Here is a 17,078-nt window from a genome sequence, read left to right as displayed (position 1 = left end):
GGAAAAAAACAAAGGGCCTAATATTCCTGCCTCGATGTAAGTCTTTGGCGGTAGAAAAACCCATGTCGTATACACAACAAAAGGCGTCGGAAAAAACCGGCGAACCTTGTGAGCAATGACAAATTCCAGACAAAAAAATGCCCGGCGAACCGGGCATTTTTTTTGCGCGTTGCTTACAGGTTGTAACCACGCTCGTTGTGCTGGGCCAAGTCCAGGCCCACGGCTTCTTCTTCCTCGGAGACACGCAGGCCCATGACGGCGTCCAGTACCTTGAGAATGATGAAGGTCACGACCGCGGTATAGATCACGGTGAAACCCACGCCTTTGAATTGAATCCACACTTGTGCGCCGATATCGGTCACGGTGCCGAAGCCACCCAGTGCCGGTGCAGCGAATACACCGGTCAGGATCGCCCCGAGGATACCGCCGATGCCATGTACGCCGAAGGCATCCAGGGAGTCGTCATAGCCGAGCTTGCGCTTGAGGGTGGTGGCGCAGAAGAAGCACACCACGCCCGCCGCCAGGCCGATGACCAACGCGCCCATCGGGCCCACGGTGCCGGCAGCCGGGGTGATTGCAACCAGGCCGGCCACCACGCCCGAGGCAATGCCCAGCGCGCTTGGCTTGCCGTGGGTGATCCACTCGGCAAACATCCAGCCCAGTGCCGCGGCAGCCGTGGCGATCTGGGTGACCAGCATCGCCATGCCGGCAGTGCCGTTGGCCGCGACGGCGGAGCCGGCGTTGAAGCCGAACCAGCCTACCCACAGCATGGCCGCGCCCATCAGGGTATAACCCAGGTTATGCGGTGCCATTGGGGTGGTCGGGAAACCTTTGCGCTTGCCCAATACCAGACAGGCTACGAGACCGGCGATACCGGCGTTGATATGCACCACGGTGCCGCCGGCGAAGTCCAGCACGCCCCAATCCCACATCAGGCCGCCGTTGCCGGACCAGACCATGTGCGCAATCGGCGCATACACCAGGGTGAACCACACGCCCATGAAGATCAGCATGGCGGAGAATTTCATCCGCTCGGCAAAGGCACCGACGATCAGCGCTGGGGTGATGATGGCGAAGGTCATCTGGAAGGTGATGAACACCGCTTCTGGAAACAATGCAGCCGGACCGGTCAGGCTGGCCGGGGTGACGCCCGCCAGGAATGCCTTGCCCAGGCCGCCGATGAAGGAATTGAAGTTGACGACGCCCTGTTCCATGCCAGTGGTGTCGAACGCGATGCTGTAGCCGTAGATGACCCACAGGACGCTGATCAGACCGGTGATGGCGAAGCACTGCATCATCACCGAAAGAATGTTTTTCGACCGAACCATGCCGCCGTAGAACAGCGCAAGGCCAGGGATGGTCATGAACAGGACAAGAATCGTGGCAGTCAGCATCCAGGCAGTGTCGCCGGAGTTGAGGACTGGGGCTGCCGCTTCTTCCGCCATGGCCAGGCCAGGCATTACGAAGGACAACAGGGCTCCTAGCCCTGCGAATTTACGCAGAGTCATATTGTTTTCTCCTGGGGCGTTGGGTTTGACGGCTTAGATAGCGTCGGTATCGGTTTCGCCGGTACGGATGCGAATGGCCTGTTCCAGATTGACCACGAAGATCTTTCCGTCACCAATCTTGCCGGTGTTGGCGGCCTTGGTAATCGCCTCGATGACCCGATCAAGATCCTTGTCGTCGATGGCGACATCGATCTTCACCTTGGGCAGGAAGTCGACCACGTATTCCGCGCCGCGATACAGCTCGGTATGACCTTTCTGCCGACCGAAGCCTTTGACTTCAGTAACGGTAATGCCCTGCACGCCGATTTCGGACAGCGACTCGCGTACGTCGTCCAGCTTGAACGGCTTGATGATGGCAGTGACTAGCTTCATGAAACTCTCTCCCGAATTGGTGGACTTGCCCCAGGAAAACAAACCCGACTCAAGTCTAAGCGCAGTGCCTGGCTTTGTAACGCGTCGTCGGCCCAAGTTGCCCGACCGGTGCCAGCTGACTACTCCTGACGAAACTCCCCGCTCCGCCTGCTGCACTGCATTCGTCACAGCGACTGCATCAGTGCATGGGTCACCAGCCACTAAGCAGAAAGCTTGCCATCTGTACCCAACCCCCCTGATTTCAACCCTTTACCCGTTGCGCCGGCCTGCGCCGAACCACGAACCGCAGCGATACGCACAACAACGGTGCGGTGATGCCCGGGGCCGTGCGCGAAAAGCGTGCAACCCGAGCCGCGAATTGACTATAGACATTGCGTGATACACTGCCCGCCATTGTTTCCAGGACACCTGACATGCTCGCGCCCAAAGACCTCCTCGACGCCCTGAGCGGCCACGCCTCCCGCCTGTTGAGCGGCGACACGCCACTCCCCAAGAATGAAATCGAAAGCCAGTTCAAGGCCCTGCTGCAAAGCGGGTTCAGCAAACTGGACCTGGTCAGCCGGGAAGAATTCGACAGCCAGATGGTCGTGCTGGCCCGGACCCGGGCACGGCTGGAGAGCCTGGAAGCCAAGGTGGCCGAGCTGGAGGCGCGACTCGACCCCAAGGACGAGTGAGCACCTCTTGCCAGGGATGCGGCGTTAAGCGCGTGATTTGTCCCAGGCCCACCAGATCATCCAAAGCGCCGGCAGGGGCTCGCCGCCTGTAACGGCAATTGAAAAACAACCGCCTGAATGGCGGTTGTTCATTCATGCCCCCACTTGCGCAACATCCTGCGAAAATTTGCCCCTTCAATTGCCCCGCCCTCTCAGTTTCCCCGGACTAGTCTTCAAGAGCCGCAGGATGCGGCTCTCCATCAGTCAAGGAACGCTTCATGTCGCTCGCCATCGTCCACAGCCGCGCCCAAGTGGGGGTCGAAGCCCCTGCCGTTACCGTTGAGGTTCATCTGGCCAACGGCTTGCCGTCACTGACGATGGTCGGCCTGCCGGAGGCGGCGGTGAAGGAGAGCAAGGACCGGGTGCGCAGCGCGATCATCAATTCAGGGCTCAATTTCCCGGCGCGGCGCATCACCCTGAACCTGGCGCCAGCGGATCTCCCCAAGGACGGAGGCCGGTTCGACCTGGCGATTGCCTTGGGAATCCTGTCGGCCAGCGTGCAGGTGCCGACCTTGATGCTGGACGACGTGGAGTGCCTCGGCGAACTGGCATTGTCCGGCGCCGTGAGACCGGTACGCGGCGTGCTCCCCGCGGCGCTGGCGGCACGCAAGGCTGGACGCATGCTGTTGGTACCCCGGGCCAACGCCGAGGAAGCTTGCCTGGCGTCAGGGCTGAAGGTGATCGCCGTGGACCATCTGCTCGAAGCAGTGGCGCATTTCAACGGCCACGTCCCAGTCGAGCCTTTTGTGTCCAACGGGCTGCTCTCGGCCAGCAAACCCTATCCCGACCTCAGCGAAGTACAAGGTCAAGCCGGAGCCAAGCGCGCCTTGCTGATCGCGGCAGCGGGAGCTCACAATCTGTTGTTCAGTGGCCCACCCGGTACGGGCAAGACGCTGCTGGCGAGTCGTTTGCCGGGGTTGCTGCCACCGCTGGCCGAAAGCGAGGCCCTGGAGGTCGCGGCTATACAGTCGGTCGCCAGTTGCGTGCCCTTGAGCCATTGGCCGCAACGGCCGTTCCGCCAGCCACACCATTCGGCGTCCGGCCCTGCCCTGGTGGGTGGAGGCTCCAAGCCGCAACCGGGGGAAATCACCCTCGCCCACCACGGCGTGCTGTTCCTGGACGAGCTTCCAGAGTTTGATCGCAAGGTATTGGAAGTCTTGAGGGAGCCCTTGGAGTCGGGGCATATCGTGGTTTCGCGCGCCCGCGATCGCGTGCGCTTCCCGGCCCGCTTCCAGTTGGTAGCGGCCATGAACCCCTGCCCCTGTGGATACCTTGGCGAGCCCAGCGGCCGCTGCTCGTGCACACCGGACATGGTGCAGCGCTATCGCAACAAGCTGTCCGGCCCCTTGCTCGACCGCATCGACCTGCACCTGACTGTGGCGCGGGAAGCCACGGCGCTCAATCCCAAAGGCGAACCGGGTGACGACACCGCCACCGCGGCCGAGCGGGTGGCCGAAGCCCGGGAACGCCAGCAAACCCGCCAAGGCTGTGCCAACGCATTCCTCGATCTACCGGGGCTGCGCCGCCATTGCAAACTGTCCTCGACCGACGAGGCGTGGCTGGAAACCGCCTGCGAACGACTGTCCCTGTCGCTGCGAGCCGCCCACCGCTTGCTGAAGGTCGCCCGCACGCTGGCCGACCTTCAGCAGTTGGAACGGATCAGCCGCGAGCACCTGGCCGAAGCCCTGCAATACCGGCCCGCAACGCCATGAAACAGGTCACGGCTTGCTCAGGTCCACCAGCGGTGTGTCTCGCACCTCGACTTTTCGATCGCCCTGGATGTCATCAATGCGCTTGAGGGCTTTGTCCACGGCCCCCTTGTCCGCCAGAAGACTGTAGTGGATCTGGAACTGCTTGCGCTCTTTCGGTGCGATGCTGGGCACCAGGCCCAGCGGACGCTGGTAGCGGCGGTTATAGGAAAAACTGGTACCTGGCTCCAAGCCGGTCACGTAGCCCTGGCCTTGGGTATCGGTGTTTTTCCACAGGGAAAACACCGGAAGCGTCCCGGTATTGAAGCCCACGGAAACGCCGAGGCTACCGGCCTTGTTGTGCAGGACGGTCAGCGTATCGCCCTTGGCGTCGGCGTAAGGCACGACGTTGTAAACGGTTTCATCGTAGTCCTTGGTGGGAGCTCGATAGGTGGTCCAATCCTTCAGGTCGCCCTTGGCCTTGTCGTTGAACGGCGAAACCTGTTTGACCGGGGCGGCGAAGCGGGCCCCCTGCTCCAGGAATGGCGTGCTGAAATTGCTGTGATAGAGCGCCTGGTATTCCTTTGGATAATCGCCATTGTTGGTCAGCGTGTCGTTGAGGGAAAAGGTCACGCTGCCGGGCTCGGTGACCAATTCAGTCTGGACCGAGAAGTCAACCTTCTTGAACGCCTGCTCCTTCAACTCGCCTCGCAGGGTGATGGCGTAAGGTGGCTTTTCATCAATGTGCAAGGTGACTTTGTTCGCCGAAATGTTCGCGGCGCGCCCATGCAAGGTCAGCAGCTCACCGTTGTCGATGCCGGGGTGGCCGATCCACTCATAGCCGCAGCGGGTCACCAACTCATTGAAGCCTTCGAGCCAGCCCAGGCCACCTCGGCCGTTGAGTTCGATGAATGCTGGATTGACCACTTCTTTGACCGGCGAATCCCAGCCCATGCGCACATCGCCGACCGAGGCTTGAAGCACGTTCATGCCACGGGTAGGGACGACTGACAGCTTCAGAGTGCCGTTGTCGATGTCGACAATGCTCACGCCTTCCTGACGCCCCCCGTGGAGGGTGCGCATCGTCACGGAAAACGGCTTATCGGTTTTCACGCCCAGTTGTTGGCTGGTGATTTGCCAGGGTTGGGCGGCTTTATCGGAGTCGAGCAGTACGTAATCCCACGCCATCGCATGGGAAGCTACGCCCAAGGCGCCGAGGGCAACGAAGAGTCTTAGGGAATTCATGGAGACGGCCTTTTGTTGGAGTTGTGCGGTTTTTATAGACTTGAAGAAACGTTTCAGCAAGCCAAAAAACAGCAACTACCTGAAAAAGTACACGGCTACAGATTGGAGATTTTTTGCGGGAAACGAGCTTGCTCGCGGTGATTTTTTGCCTATGCAGCCTAGAACCGGTGGCGGGGGGGAGCTTGCTGCCGCTCGACTGCGCAGCAGTCGCAAGACGCGACGATAAGGTCTGCCTGAAAAGGCGCGGGCCTGCTGTGCAGGCCCGCGGGAGCAAGCTCCCTCGCAACGGGATTGGGTTGGCTTGCTCGTGAGGGGACGGTTTCAGCGGAACCGATCGACTTCTTTGCGAAGGTCCTGCGCCAGTTTTTCCAGTTCCTTGGCGGTGATCGCCAGGTTCGAAACCACTTCGCGCTGTTCGCTGTTGGCCATGGCAATACTCTGCAGGTTGCTGCTGAGCAGGGTCGCGGTGCTGCTTTGCTCCTGCGTAGCCGTAGTGATCGCGGCGAATTGCTGGCCGGCCGAGCGGCTTTGCTCATCGATACGCGCCAGGGCCGAGGCCACGTTGGCGTTACGCGACAAGCCTTCCTGCATGAGCAGGTTGCCCTTCTCCATGGTACTGATGGCGTTGCCGGTTTCCTGCTGGATGCTGTTGATCATGCCGGAAATTTCGTCAGTGGCCTGGCGAGTGCGCGAGGCCAGGCTCCGAACCTCGTCAGCTACCACGGCAAAACCACGACCCTGCTCGCCCGCCCGTGCAGCTTCGATGGCGGCGTTCAACGCCAGCAGGTTGGTTTGCTCGGCGATCGAAGTGATCACACCGACAATGCCACCGATCTCCTGGGATCGCTGGCCCAGCGTGTTGATGACCGTTGCAGTGCTGTTCAAGGCGCCCGCGATCTGTTCCAGGGACGATGACGCTTCGTCCATCGAGGTACGGCCGATGCGAGTCTGTTGGGCATTGTCCTGTGCCAGGCGCTCGGTATTGCCCATGTTGTCGGCGATGTTCAGGGAGGTGGCGCTGAATTCTTCCACCGCCCCGGCCATGCTGGTGATCTCGCCGGACTGTTGCTCCATCCCTTCATAGGCGCCACTGGACAATCCGGAGAGCGCCTGGGCACGGCTGTTGACCTCTTGGGAGGCTTTGCGAATGTGCTCGACCATGGTCGACAAGGCTTGGCTCATCTGGTTGAACGCACGGGCCAGTTGGCCGATCTCGTCGTGGCTCGACACATTCAGGCGCACGCTCAGGTCGCCGGCGCCCAAGGCTTCGGCCTGACGCACCAAGTCACCGAGGGGAGCCAGTTTGCTGCGCAACAGCCATACCGCCGCACCGACCGCCAGCAACATCGCCAGCAAACTGCCGATCGCCAGTTGCGTACCGACGTTCCAGGTCACTGCGTTGATCTCGGTTTTCGGCATGCTCGCCACGACCGACCAGGGCCCGCCCTCGAACGGCACGGCAACGCTATAGAACTCCTCCGCGGTGTCGTCCCAGAAAGCACCCTTGCCAGGCTTCTTGACCAACGCTGTGATGGCCGCGGTAGCACGGTCCAGCGCCTGCACGCCGGCCGGCGGCACCAACCATTTGTTCTGCTCGTCCAATAACGCCAGCGAACCGGTCTGTCCGATTCGGAAGCGCTTGAGGTTTTCGAACTGCGCATTCTGCGCATCGGTGTAATCGAATCCTACGTACAACACGGCAATGATCTTGCCGCTGCCATCACGTACAGGCGTGTACTGCGACATGTAGAAGCGCCCGAACAGCAACGCCCGGCCAATGTAGCTCTGGCCGCTGATCACCGGGCCGTAGGCCGGTCCGGCGCGGTCGAGCACAGTACCGATGGCGCGCGTACCGTCCTGTTTGCTGACGGATGTACTGACGCGGACAAAATCGTCGCCGCTGCGCACGAATACCGTGGCCACGCCGGCGGTCATCGTCTTGAAATCATCCACTTCCTTGAAATTGTTGTTCAACACTTCGCTGCCAAGGCTCAAGCCAGGCGTCTGAACGCCCGCCACCGTCACCGGCTGGTCCGGATGCACGCTCAAGCCGGCGCTGAAACGCTTTTCGAACAGACCCGCCAGCCGTTGGGTGCTTTCGCGCAACGTGCTGTGGAACGTGTTGAGCTGATCGGCCATCAGCCGCGCTTCGCTCGCGAGATGCTCTTCACGGGTAGAAAGGTTTGCAGCGTCAAGCGAACGCAAGGCAAAGACAGTACTGCCGGAGATCACGACCGCCAGTATCACGGCAAGGGCAAGGCCTAGCTGTGAGGCGATCCGGGCACGAGGTTGAGACATGACGGCTCCTGGCCGAGAGACTGGATCATCTTGATCACATCGCACGCTCGGCATCTGATTCGATGAGGTAGGTATTGGCCCTTTCTGAACGAAGGTTCTATGTTCACCTTCGGCCGTAACGCCGAATACTTGAGGGCTTTGGAAGGAATAATACCAAGTGGCTAGCACGGCGACTGCAACGTTTCAGCCCAGGCGCTTGACCTCAGGTAGTTGCATGGCCTTCACCTCGCTCTGGAGAAAGTCGCTGAGCCGGCGCAAACGTTCACCCCCGGGCCGGGTTTTCGGCCAGACCAGGTAGTAATGCTCGCCGCTGGCGACAGCGGTTGGCCATGGCAGGCTCAAGCGCCCCTGGGCAACGTCCTCGGCCACCATCAACAAATCGCCCATGGATACGCCGTAGCCGCGCGCGGCCGCGATCATGCCCAGTTCCAGGGTATCGAACACCTGACCGCCCCTGAGCGAGACTTTGTCCGCCAAGCCCATGCGCTGCAGCCAATTGCGCCAGTCGCGGCGATCCGGAGTGGGATGCAATAGCTCGGCCTTGGCCAATCGCGCCACATCCCAGGGTTGGTCATTGAGCAGGTTCGGAGCGCCGACCGGTATCAACTCCTCGGGAAACAGCAGGCTGGCCTCCCAGTCCGCAGGGAAATGCCCATTGCCCAGCAGGACTGCGCAATCGAAGGGCTCGGTATTGAAATCCACCGAGTCGATGTCCATCCAGGCGCTTGTCAGCTGCACTTCGTTGCCCGGTTGCAGATGGCGAAAGCGGCTCAGGCGCGCCAGCAGCCAGCGCATGGTCAGGGTCGATGGCGCCTTCATCCGCAGGATGCCGTCTTCTCCGTGCAATGTGTGGCAAGCCCGCTCCAGCGCCATGAAGCCCTCCCGCACGCCCGGCAGCAGCAGGCGCGCCGACTCGGTCAGTTGCAGGTTGCGCCCGCTGCGCTGGAACAGTCGACAGGCAAAGTGATCTTCCAGTGTGCGGATGTGCCGGCTGACGGCGCTCTGGGTGATCGACAGCTCCTCGGCGGCGCGGGTAAACGAGCTGTAGCGCGCCGCGGCTTCGAATGCCCGTAGCGCATAAAGCGGAGGAAGACGGCGAGACATCGCAAAAGCTCCATGGCGTGGTTTGCAAACCCTACCAGAAACCCATTCAGCATGAGTTTTAATCATGCCAGCGATCTTTTTTATCCTTTTGTGCAATCCGGCGGGAGGGCCGAGAATCTTCGTCTTACTGCCTTGCTGGAACATGGAGTGTGATGATCATGCGGCATCCTGTGCGTACCGAACTCTGGGCCATCCTGCGCCTGGCGGGACCGTTGATTGCTTCGCAGTTGGCGCACATGCTGATGGTGCTGACGGACACCCTGATGATGGCTCGCCTGAGCCCCGAAGCCCTGGCCGGCGGCGGGCTCGGGGCGGCGAGCTATTCATTCGTATCGATTTTCTGCATCGGCGTGATCGCGGCGGTGGGCACCCTGGTAGCGATCCGCCAGGGCGCGGGCGACATCGAAGGCGCCACCCGGCTGACCCAGGCCGGACTATGGCTGGCGTGGTTGATGGCGCTGGTGGCGGGCCTGCTGTTGTGGAATCTCAAGCCGGTGCTGTTGATGTTCGGCCAGACCGAAACCAACGTGCTCTCTGCCGGGCAATTCCTGCTGGCACTGCCGTTCGCCCTGCCCGGTTACCTGAGTTTCATGGCCCTGCGTGGCTTTACCAGCGCCATCGGGCGGGCCACGCCGGTGATGGTGATCAGCCTCGGCGGCACGGTGGCCAACTTCCTTCTCAACTATGCGCTCATCACCGGCATGTTCGGCCTGCCGAAGCTCGGCCTGATGGGGATCGGCCTGGTCACGGCCATCGTCGCCAACTGCATGGCCCTGGCGCTGGCCTGGCACATTCATCGGCACTCGGCCTACCGCGCTTATCCATTGCTTGCCGGCCTGTCGCGACCCAATCGCCAATACCTCAAGGAACTGTGGCGACTGGGCTTGCCGATTGGTGGTACTTACGCGGTGGAAGTCGGCCTGTTCGCATTCGCCGCCCTGTGCATGGGCACCATGGGCAGCACGCCGCTGGCGGCCCACCAGATCGCGCTGCAAATCGTCTCGGTGGCCTTCATGGTTCCGGCGGGCATGTCCTACGCCATCACCATGCGTATCGGCCAGCATTACGGTGCCGGGCAATTGCTCATGGCGCGCCTGGCCGGGAGGGTCGGGATTGGTTTTGGCGCGGCCGCCATGCTGGCGTTCGCCATGGTGTTCTGGCTGCTGCCGAATCAATTGATCGGCCTGTTCCTGGACCATGAGGACCCGGCGTTCCGCGCGGTCATCGACCTGGCGGTGAGCCTGTTGGCCGTGGCGGCGTGGTTCGAGCTGTTCGACGGCACACAAACCATCGCGATGGGTTGCATCCGCGGATTGAAGGACGCCAAGACCACGTTTCTGGTGGGCCTGGGTTGCTATTGGTTGATCGGCGCGCCGGCGGCGTGGTGGATGGCGTTCCATTTGCATTGGGGCCCGACCGGCGTCTGGTGGGGCCTCGCCCTGGGCCTGGCCTGCGCGGCGGTGAGCCTGACGTTGGCGTTCGAGTGGAAGATGAAGCGGATGATTCGCAGCGAGCCGGGACAGCAAGGTTTCGAAGCGATCCAGGCCAAATGAAACAAAGCCCCTTGTGGGAGCTCGCTCCCACCGGGTTTTGGGTTAGCTGATTTCCAGCATCGACTGCTGATCACCCTCGGACATCAGGTATTCAACCAACTCCGCCAGCGGCAACGGCTTGCTGATCAGGAACCCCTGCACCTGGTCGCATCCGAAACCGCGCAGCAACTCCAGTTGCTCGCGGGTCTCGACGCCTTCGGCCACCACCTCGAGGTTGAGGTTATGGGCCAGGTTGATCATCGCGTGGACCAGCTTGCGGTTCTCTTCGCGCTGCTCCATGCCGCCGACGAAGCTCTTGTCGATCTTGAGCAGGGCGATGGGCAGGCTGTTGAGGTGCACGAACGAGGAGAATCCGGTGCCGAAATCATCCAGGGAGAACCGTACCCCCAGGCGACCCAGGGCATCCATGGTCTGTTTGACCAGTTCGCTGCGACGCATCACGGCGGTTTCGGTGAGCTCGAACTCCAGCCATTGGGCCTCGACACCCCGTTCGGCGATCAACCGGCTCAGGGTCGGCAGCAACTGGCTGTCCTGGAACTGCCGGAACGACAGGTTGATCGCCATGTGCAACGGCGCCTGCCCACGTTCACGCAGGTCCTGCATGTCCCGAAGGGCCCGGGCAATCACCCAGTAACCCAACGGCACGATGAGCCCGCTCTGCTCGGCCAGCGGCACGAACTCACTCGGTGGCAACAAGCCGCGCTCGCCATGGCGCCAGCGCACCAGGGCTTCGAGGCCGACAATCGTGCCATCTGCCAGGTTCAGCCGAGGCTGGTAATGCAATTCCAGCTCATCACGTCGCAACGCCCGCCGCAGCTCGCTTTCCAGGTCGGCGAGGCTGCGGGCGTTGCGGTTGATGCGCTCGTTGAAGATATGAAAGGTGCAGCCTTGGGTGCTCTTGGCCTGCTGCATGGCGATGTGGGCGTGCCACATCAAGGGGTCCGCACCGGCTTGCGCCCGGGCGTGGGCAATGCCCAGGCTGCAACCGATCAACAGGCTTTCACCGTCGACCCAGTAGGGTTCGGCCATGGCTTCGATGATGCGCTCGGCCATCCACTCCGCTCGCTGAGGCGCCCGGCGGGTGTCGATCAACAAGGCGAACTCGTCGCTCCCCAGCCGTGCCAGCTGATCACCGGCCTCAAGCGCGCCTTTGAGCCGCGAGACAACCTGCAGGATCAGCCGATCGCCGGCCTGGTGGCCGAGGGCGTCATTGGCGTGGCGGAAATTGTCGAGGTCCAGGTGACCCAGGGCCAGGCCACGGCCTTCGTTTTCAGCCAGGCGAGCCGCCAGCAAGGTCTGAAAACCCTGGCGGTTGGCGATGCCTGTCAACGGGTCCTGCTCGGCGAGCCGTTGCAGGGTGTTTTCGAGCATCCCCCGCTCGCGCACGTGACGCAGGCAACGACGCAGGGTCGCCTCATCGAGGGCGTCGCGCACCAGCCAGTCGCTGACGCCATCCGGGGAAACCGAAGGTTCATGCTCGAGCAACAGAACTGTCGGCAAACGACAACGACCCGGTGCCGGCTGCAGGGCGGCAACGGTGAGCAGCACCGCGTTGCGGTTGTCCTCGAACAAGCTGCTGACCGAGTCCCAGTTCGGGGCGCTGATCAACACGACCGAGGGCCCCATGGGCGCCAGGCACTCGCGCAATATCGCTGACCACTCAGGCGTTTCGGCCAACAACAGCAAACGCAAGGGTTCGACAGGCGTGGACAAGCTGACTCCCTAGACTCTGCAAGGTGGTAGGCGCGGGGCATTATGACGCGCCGATGGGCAATCACCAATGCCAATGGTTCTCAGATACCCGCTTTTTGAAGCTTTTTCATCTCAAAAAACGAACGTTGGAACCAATTTCCGTCCGCATCCTGAGGGAAAGTGACGAAAGCGGCAATTGCAATGATGCGCAACGTCACAAGTCGGACAGGGCAGCACAATTCTCAGAGCCTGTTAAAATGCCGGCCCATTTCGCAAACGACTCCCTGAACCCTGTCATGTCCCGACTCAACCCCCGGCAGCAAGAAGCCGTGAACTATGTCGGCGGCCCTCTTTTGGTGCTCGCCGGTGCAGGCTCCGGCAAGACCAGCGTGATCACCCGCAAGATCGCGCACCTGATCCAGAATTGTGGCATCCGCGCCCAGTACATCGTCGCCATGACCTTCACCAACAAGGCCGCCCGGGAAATGAAAGAGCGGGTCGGCGGCCTGCTGCGCGCCGGCGAAGGTCGCGGCCTGACGGTCTGCACCTTCCACAACCTGGGCTTGAACATCATCCGCAAGGAACATGCGCGGCTGGGCTACAAACCGGGCTTCTCGATCTTCGACGAGGCCGACGTCAAGGCCCTGATGACCGACATCATGCAGAAGGAATATTCCGGCGACGACGGCGTGGATGAGATCAAGAACATGATCGGCGCCTGGAAAAACGACCTGATCCTGCCGCCCGAAGCACTGGAAAACGCCCGCAACCCCAAGGAACAGACCGCCGCTATCGTCTACGCCCATTACCAGCGCACGCTCAAGGCGTTCAATGCGGTGGACTTCGACGACCTGATCCTGTTGCCGGTCAAACTGTTCCAGGACCACGCCGACATCCTCGAGAAATGGCAGAACAAGGTCCGCTACCTGCTCGTGGACGAATACCAGGACACCAACGCCAGCCAGTATCTGCTGGTGAAACTGCTGATCGGCAAACGCAACCAGTTCACCGTGGTGGGCGACGATGACCAGTCGATTTACGCCTGGCGCGGCGCGCGGCCGGAAAACCTGATGCTGCTCAAGGAAGACTACCCGTCGCTCAAAGTGGTGATGCTGGAACAGAACTACCGCTCCACCAGCCGGATCCTGCGCTGCGCCAACGTGCTGATTTCCAACAACCCCCATGAGTTCGAAAAACAACTGTGGAGCGAGATGGGCCACGGCGACGAGATCCGCGTGATCCGTTGCCGCAACGAAGACGCCGAAGCCGAGCGCGTGGCCATGGAAATCCTCAGCCTGCACTTGCGCACCGACCGGCCGTACAGCGATTTTGCGATCCTGTACCGCGGCAACTACCAGGCCAAGCTGATCGAGCTGAAACTGCAGCATCACCAGGTCCCGTATCGTCTGTCGGGGGGGAACAGCTTTTTCGGCCGCCAGGAAGTGAAGGACCTGATGGCCTACTTCCGCCTGATCGTGAACCCGGACGACGACAACGCCTTCTTGCGGGTGATCAACGTGCCGCGCCGGGAAATCGGTTCGACCACCCTGGAAAAACTCGGCAACTACGCCACCGAGCGCAAGATCTCGATGTACGCCGCCACCGACGAAATCGGCCTTGGCGAGCATCTGGACAGCCGCTTCACCGATCGCCTGGCGCGCTTCAAGCGTTTCATGGACAAGGTCCGCGAGCAGTGCGCCGGGGAAGATCCGATCTCTGCGCTGCGCAGCATGGTCATGGACATCGACTACGAAAACTGGCTGCGCACCAACAGCTCCAGCGACAAGGCCGCCGACTACCGCATGAGCAACGTCTGGTTCTTGATCGAGGCGTTGAAGAACACCTTGGAAAAAGACGAAGACGGCGACATGACCGTCGAGGACGCCATCGGCAAGCTCGTGCTGCGGGACATGCTCGAACGCCAGCAGGAAGAGGAAGAAGGCGCCGAAGGTGTGCAGATGATGACGCTGCACGCCTCCAAAGGCCTGGAGTTTCCCTACGTGTTCATCATGGGCATGGAAGAAGAAATCCTGCCGCACCGTTCCAGCATCGAGGCCGACACCATCGAAGAAGAACGGCGCCTGGCCTACGTCGGGATTACCCGGGCACGCCAGACGCTGGCCTTCACCTTCGCCGCCAAGCGCAAGCAATACGGCGAAGTGATCGACTGCGCCCCGAGCCGCTTCCTCGATGAGTTGCCGCCGGACGACCTGGCCTGGGAAGGCAACGACGATACGCCGACAGAGGTCAAAGCCGTTCGCGGCAACAGTGCCTTGGCGGATATACGCGCGATGTTGAAGCGCTAGAATTTTCCACTATTTCAGGCGCTGAACGCGTCCCAGAGGAGGCTTCATGGAAGCCCTGCACCAGAAAATCCGAGAGCTAGGCATCGTGCTGTCCGACCAGGTATTGAAGGTCGATGCGTTTCTCAACCACCAGATCGATCCGCAGTTGATGAAGCTGATCGGTGATGAATTTGCCGCACTGTTCAAGGATTCGGGCATCACCAAGATCGTCACCATCGAAGCCTCGGGCATCGCCCCGGCGATCATGACCGGGCTGAATCTTGGCGTGCCGGTGATCTTCGCCCGCAAGCAACAGTCCCTGACCCTGACGGAGAACCTGCTGTCGGCCACCGTGTATTCCTTCACCAAGAAGACCGAAAGCACCGTCGCCATCAGCCCGCGCCACCTGACCAGCAGCGACCGCGTGCTGATCATTGATGATTTCCTGGCCAACGGCAAAGCCTCCCAGGCGCTGATTTCCATCATCAAGCAGGCCGGCGCCACCGTCGCCGGGCTGGGGATCGTGATCGAGAAGTCGTTCCAGGGCGGCCGCGCCGAACTGGATGCCCAGGGCTATCGCGTCGAATCGTTGGCCCGGGTGAAGTCGTTGGCGGGTGGGGTTGTGACCTTCCTCGACTAATACCCATTCCCCTGTGGGAGCGAGCCTGCTCGCTCCCACAGGGGATGGTCGATTTCTAAGGCGCGGTCGCCTTGAGCCCCGCCAGCAACAGCCGTTGATACAGCTCTTCCTTCAGCCCCTCCGGGCTCGTCAGCTGCATTCGCTCCAGATGCCCGGCATATTCCCAGGGCTGCGGCGCATCCAGGGCGGCTTTGCCCAGATCCAGGATCTCGGTGAGCTTGAATTTGCTTTTCAGCCAATTCAGCGCCCGCAATAAGTCCCGCTCGACCTCATCGAAATCACAGCCCAACGGGTACTCCGGAAACAGGTTGGGATGCCGCGCCTGGATCCCCTGCAAACGCTCCGAGGTGTTGTCGGCAAAGCGTGGATCGAGGCGAAAGTCCTTCGGCAGCTTGCCGGCATTTTGCGCTTGCTCGATCAATCCGGGTTGGAAGCGTGAATCGCTGATGTTCAGCAACGCCTCGATCACCGCGGCGTCGGTCTTGCCCCGCAGGTCGGCGATGCCGTACTCGGTTACCACAATGTCACGCAAATGGCGTGGAATCGTGCAGTGACCGTATTCCCAGACAATGTTCGAACTGACCACCCCTCCCGATTCCCGCCAGCTACGCAACAGCAGTATCGAACGCGCCCCTTCCAGCGCGTGGCCCTGGGCGACGAAGTTATACTGCCCACCGACGCCGCTGAGCACCCGCCCGTTTTCCAATTGGTCAGCCACTCCCGCGCCCATCAAAGTCATGGTGAAGACCGTGTTGATGAACCGAGCATCGAGGCGCTGCAAGCGCTTGAGCTGCTCTTGGCCGTACAGCTCGTTGATGTAGCTGATACGCGTCATGTTGAATTCAAGCAGACGGCTCTGCGGCAACTCGCGCAAGCGCTCGTAGAAACTGCGCGGGCCGAGGAAGAATCCGCCATGAATGCAGATGCCATCGGGTTGCGCCGCCTCGTCGAGGGTTCCGGCAATGGCCCGCTCCTGGGTCGGCTCGTCGGGGTAGACCTTGCGCCGGATAATTCCTGCTTCCGCCAGCACCAGCAAACCGTTGACGAACATCTCACTGCAACCATACAACCCCTTGGCGAAAGGCTCGACCCCGCCTTCGCGCTCGATCAATTGCGCCCACTGGCTGAGGTTCAGTTCCGCCAACAGAGCCTGGTAACCGGCGTTATCGGCTTGGCGCGCCAGCAGTGCCGCTGTCAGTGCGTCGCCCATGGAGCCGATGCCGATTTGCAACGTACCGCCATCGCGCACCAGGGTGCTGGCATGCAGGCCGATCAAGTGATCCTGGAACCCCACCGGCATGTTGGGCGTGGAAAACAACGTGTGGCTGTCCTTCTCGTCGATCAACAAGTCGAAGCCATCGATGCCGATTTCCGCGTCACCGGGCATGTACGGCAAGTCGCTGTGGACTTGGCCCACCAGGAGAATGGTCTCCCCCGCCTCGCGCCGCTTGGCGATCATCGGCAACAGATCCAGGGTAATGTCCGGATTGCAACTCAGGCTAAGGCGATCCGGGTGCTCCGGGTCGCTCGCCACCAGTTGGGCGATCAGGTTCAAGCCTGCCCCGTTGATGTCCCGGGCCGCGTGGCTGTAGTTACTGCTGACATAGTCCTGCTGGGCCGACGCGCTGTGTAAAAGGCTGCCGGGCTGCATGAAGAATTGTTGGACGCGGATATTGGCCGGCAGGCTGTCGCGCTGCAGGTCGGCCAGGTAATCGAGTTCGGGATAATCGCCAAAGACCCGTTCGACGAAGGGTTCGAGGAAGCGCTTCTGCAACCCATCGCCCAAGGTCGGCCGCCCCAGGCTCAAGGCGGTGTAAATGGTCAGCTGTCGCTCGGGCAGTTGCGCGATGCGCCGGTACAGCGCGTTGGCGAACAGATTGGGTTTGCCCAGCCCAAGGGGCATGCCGAGGTGGATATGCGCGGGCAGACGCTCGAGTACGTCATCCACCGCCTGTTCGATTGAACACAACTGCACCATCC

12 protein-coding genes are annotated in these 17,078 nt (G+C 61.4%); 5 read left to right on the top strand and 7 right to left on the bottom strand.

The window, feature by feature from the left end:
- Positions 1 to 173: 173 nt before the first annotated feature.
- Together J3P92_RS01260 and glnK are read right to left on the bottom strand one after the other, a co-directional pair.
- Positions 174 to 1,508 carry an ammonium transporter gene (locus tag J3P92_RS01260; protein ID WP_420765154.1) on the bottom strand — a complete coding sequence of 445 codons (1,335 nt, stop codon included), beginning with the start codon at positions 1,506 to 1,508 and terminating at the stop codon, positions 174 to 176.
- Positions 1,509 to 1,541: 33 nt separating this feature from the next.
- A complete protein-coding gene (glnK, locus tag J3P92_RS01255) occupies positions 1,542 to 1,880 on the bottom strand; it encodes a P-II family nitrogen regulator (RefSeq protein WP_002555808.1) in 339 nt (112 codons plus the stop codon).
- Positions 1,881 to 2,293: 413 nt separating this feature from the next.
- Between glnK and J3P92_RS01250 the strand changes: the two genes are divergently transcribed.
- Positions 2,294 to 2,554, top strand: a complete 261-nt coding sequence (locus J3P92_RS01250; RefSeq protein ID WP_420765155.1) for an accessory factor UbiK family protein — start codon at positions 2,294 to 2,296, stop codon at positions 2,552 to 2,554.
- Between the two features lie 257 nt (positions 2,555 to 2,811).
- Positions 2,812 to 4,305 (top strand): YifB family Mg chelatase-like AAA ATPase, encoded by a 1,494-nt coding sequence (locus J3P92_RS01245; protein ID WP_434649687.1) that lies wholly within the window; start codon positions 2,812 to 2,814, stop codon positions 4,303 to 4,305.
- 6 nt (positions 4,306 to 4,311) lie between these two features.
- Here the strand turns inward: J3P92_RS01245 and J3P92_RS01240 are convergent, their stop codons facing one another.
- The 3 genes from J3P92_RS01240 to J3P92_RS01230 all read right to left on the bottom strand — a co-directional run bounded on the left by J3P92_RS01240 (position 4,312) and on the right by J3P92_RS01230 (position 8,928).
- A complete protein-coding gene (locus J3P92_RS01240) occupies positions 4,312 to 5,526 on the bottom strand; it encodes an aldose 1-epimerase family protein (RefSeq protein ID WP_434649685.1) in 1,215 nt (404 codons plus the stop codon).
- 321 nt (positions 5,527 to 5,847) lie between these two features.
- Positions 5,848 to 7,824 (bottom strand): methyl-accepting chemotaxis protein, encoded by a 1,977-nt coding sequence (locus J3P92_RS01235; protein ID WP_434608886.1) that lies wholly within the window; start codon positions 7,822 to 7,824, stop codon positions 5,848 to 5,850.
- A gap of 183 nt (positions 7,825 to 8,007) precedes the next feature.
- The gene (locus J3P92_RS01230; RefSeq protein WP_420765159.1) at positions 8,008 to 8,928 is read right to left on the bottom strand and encodes a LysR substrate-binding domain-containing protein; all 921 of its coding nucleotides are present in this window, start codon (positions 8,926 to 8,928) and stop codon (positions 8,008 to 8,010) included.
- Positions 8,929 to 9,080: 152 nt separating this feature from the next.
- Here J3P92_RS01230 and J3P92_RS01225 point away from each other — a divergent pair, with 152 nt between their 5' ends.
- Positions 9,081 to 10,481 (top strand): NorM family multidrug efflux MATE transporter, encoded by a 1,401-nt coding sequence (locus tag J3P92_RS01225; RefSeq protein WP_434561651.1) that lies wholly within the window; start codon positions 9,081 to 9,083, stop codon positions 10,479 to 10,481.
- A 42-nt stretch (positions 10,482 to 10,523) separates the two neighbouring features.
- Here J3P92_RS01225 and J3P92_RS01220 read toward each other — a convergent pair whose 3' ends face one another.
- Positions 10,524 to 12,194, bottom strand: coding sequence for a putative bifunctional diguanylate cyclase/phosphodiesterase (locus J3P92_RS01220; protein WP_434561649.1), 1,671 nt, complete (start codon positions 12,192 to 12,194; stop codon positions 10,524 to 10,526).
- 275 nt (positions 12,195 to 12,469) lie between these two features.
- Between J3P92_RS01220 and rep the strand changes: the two genes are divergently transcribed.
- The gene (rep, locus tag J3P92_RS01215; protein WP_420765162.1) at positions 12,470 to 14,479 is read left to right on the top strand and encodes a DNA helicase Rep; all 2,010 of its coding nucleotides are present in this window, start codon (positions 12,470 to 12,472) and stop codon (positions 14,477 to 14,479) included.
- A 46-nt stretch (positions 14,480 to 14,525) separates the two neighbouring features.
- On the top strand, positions 14,526 to 15,098 hold the full coding sequence (locus J3P92_RS01210) for a xanthine phosphoribosyltransferase (RefSeq protein ID WP_420765163.1): 573 nt from the start codon (positions 14,526 to 14,528) through the stop codon (positions 15,096 to 15,098).
- Positions 15,099 to 15,153: 55 nt separating this feature from the next.
- Here the strand turns inward: J3P92_RS01210 and J3P92_RS01205 are convergent, their stop codons facing one another.
- Positions 15,154 to 17,076 carry an acetyl-CoA hydrolase/transferase C-terminal domain-containing protein gene (locus tag J3P92_RS01205; RefSeq protein WP_434649683.1) on the bottom strand — a complete coding sequence of 641 codons (1,923 nt, stop codon included), beginning with the start codon at positions 17,074 to 17,076 and terminating at the stop codon, positions 15,154 to 15,156.
- Positions 17,077 to 17,078 lie beyond the last annotated feature (2 nt).

The sequence above is a fragment of the Pseudomonas sp. D3-27 genome (genome assembly GCF_051132165.1).
Classification (GTDB): domain Bacteria; phylum Pseudomonadota; class Gammaproteobacteria; order Pseudomonadales; family Pseudomonadaceae; genus Aquipseudomonas.
This window is presented reverse-complemented; position numbering and strand designations above follow the sequence as displayed.

What these genes read in the sequence shown, in the direction of transcription:
- J3P92_RS01260 (WP_420765154.1), bottom strand. Translation starts at nt 1,508, where the DNA reads ATGACTCTGCGTAAATTCGCAGGGCTAGGAGCCCTGTTGTCCTTCGTA.
- glnK (WP_002555808.1), bottom strand. Translation starts at nt 1,880, where the DNA reads ATGAAGCTAGTCACTGCCATCATCAAGCCGTTCAAGCTGGACGACGTA.
- J3P92_RS01250 (WP_420765155.1), top strand. Translation starts at nt 2,294, where the DNA reads ATGCTCGCGCCCAAAGACCTCCTCGACGCCCTGAGCGGCCACGCCTCC.
- J3P92_RS01245 (WP_434649687.1), top strand. Translation starts at nt 2,812, where the DNA reads ATGTCGCTCGCCATCGTCCACAGCCGCGCCCAAGTGGGGGTCGAAGCC.
- J3P92_RS01240 (WP_434649685.1), bottom strand. Translation starts at nt 5,526, where the DNA reads ATGAATTCCCTAAGACTCTTCGTTGCCCTCGGCGCCTTGGGCGTAGCT.
- J3P92_RS01235 (WP_434608886.1), bottom strand. Translation starts at nt 7,824, where the DNA reads ATGTCTCAACCTCGTGCCCGGATCGCCTCACAGCTAGGCCTTGCCCTT.
- J3P92_RS01230 (WP_420765159.1), bottom strand. Translation starts at nt 8,928, where the DNA reads ATGTCTCGCCGTCTTCCTCCGCTTTATGCGCTACGGGCATTCGAAGCC.
- J3P92_RS01225 (WP_434561651.1), top strand. Translation starts at nt 9,081, where the DNA reads ATGATCATGCGGCATCCTGTGCGTACCGAACTCTGGGCCATCCTGCGC.
- rep (WP_420765162.1), top strand. Translation starts at nt 12,470, where the DNA reads ATGTCCCGACTCAACCCCCGGCAGCAAGAAGCCGTGAACTATGTCGGC.
- J3P92_RS01210 (WP_420765163.1), top strand. Translation starts at nt 14,526, where the DNA reads ATGGAAGCCCTGCACCAGAAAATCCGAGAGCTAGGCATCGTGCTGTCC.
- J3P92_RS01205 (WP_434649683.1), bottom strand. Translation starts at nt 17,076, where the DNA reads ATGGTGCAGTTGTGTTCAATCGAACAGGCGGTGGATGACGTACTCGAG.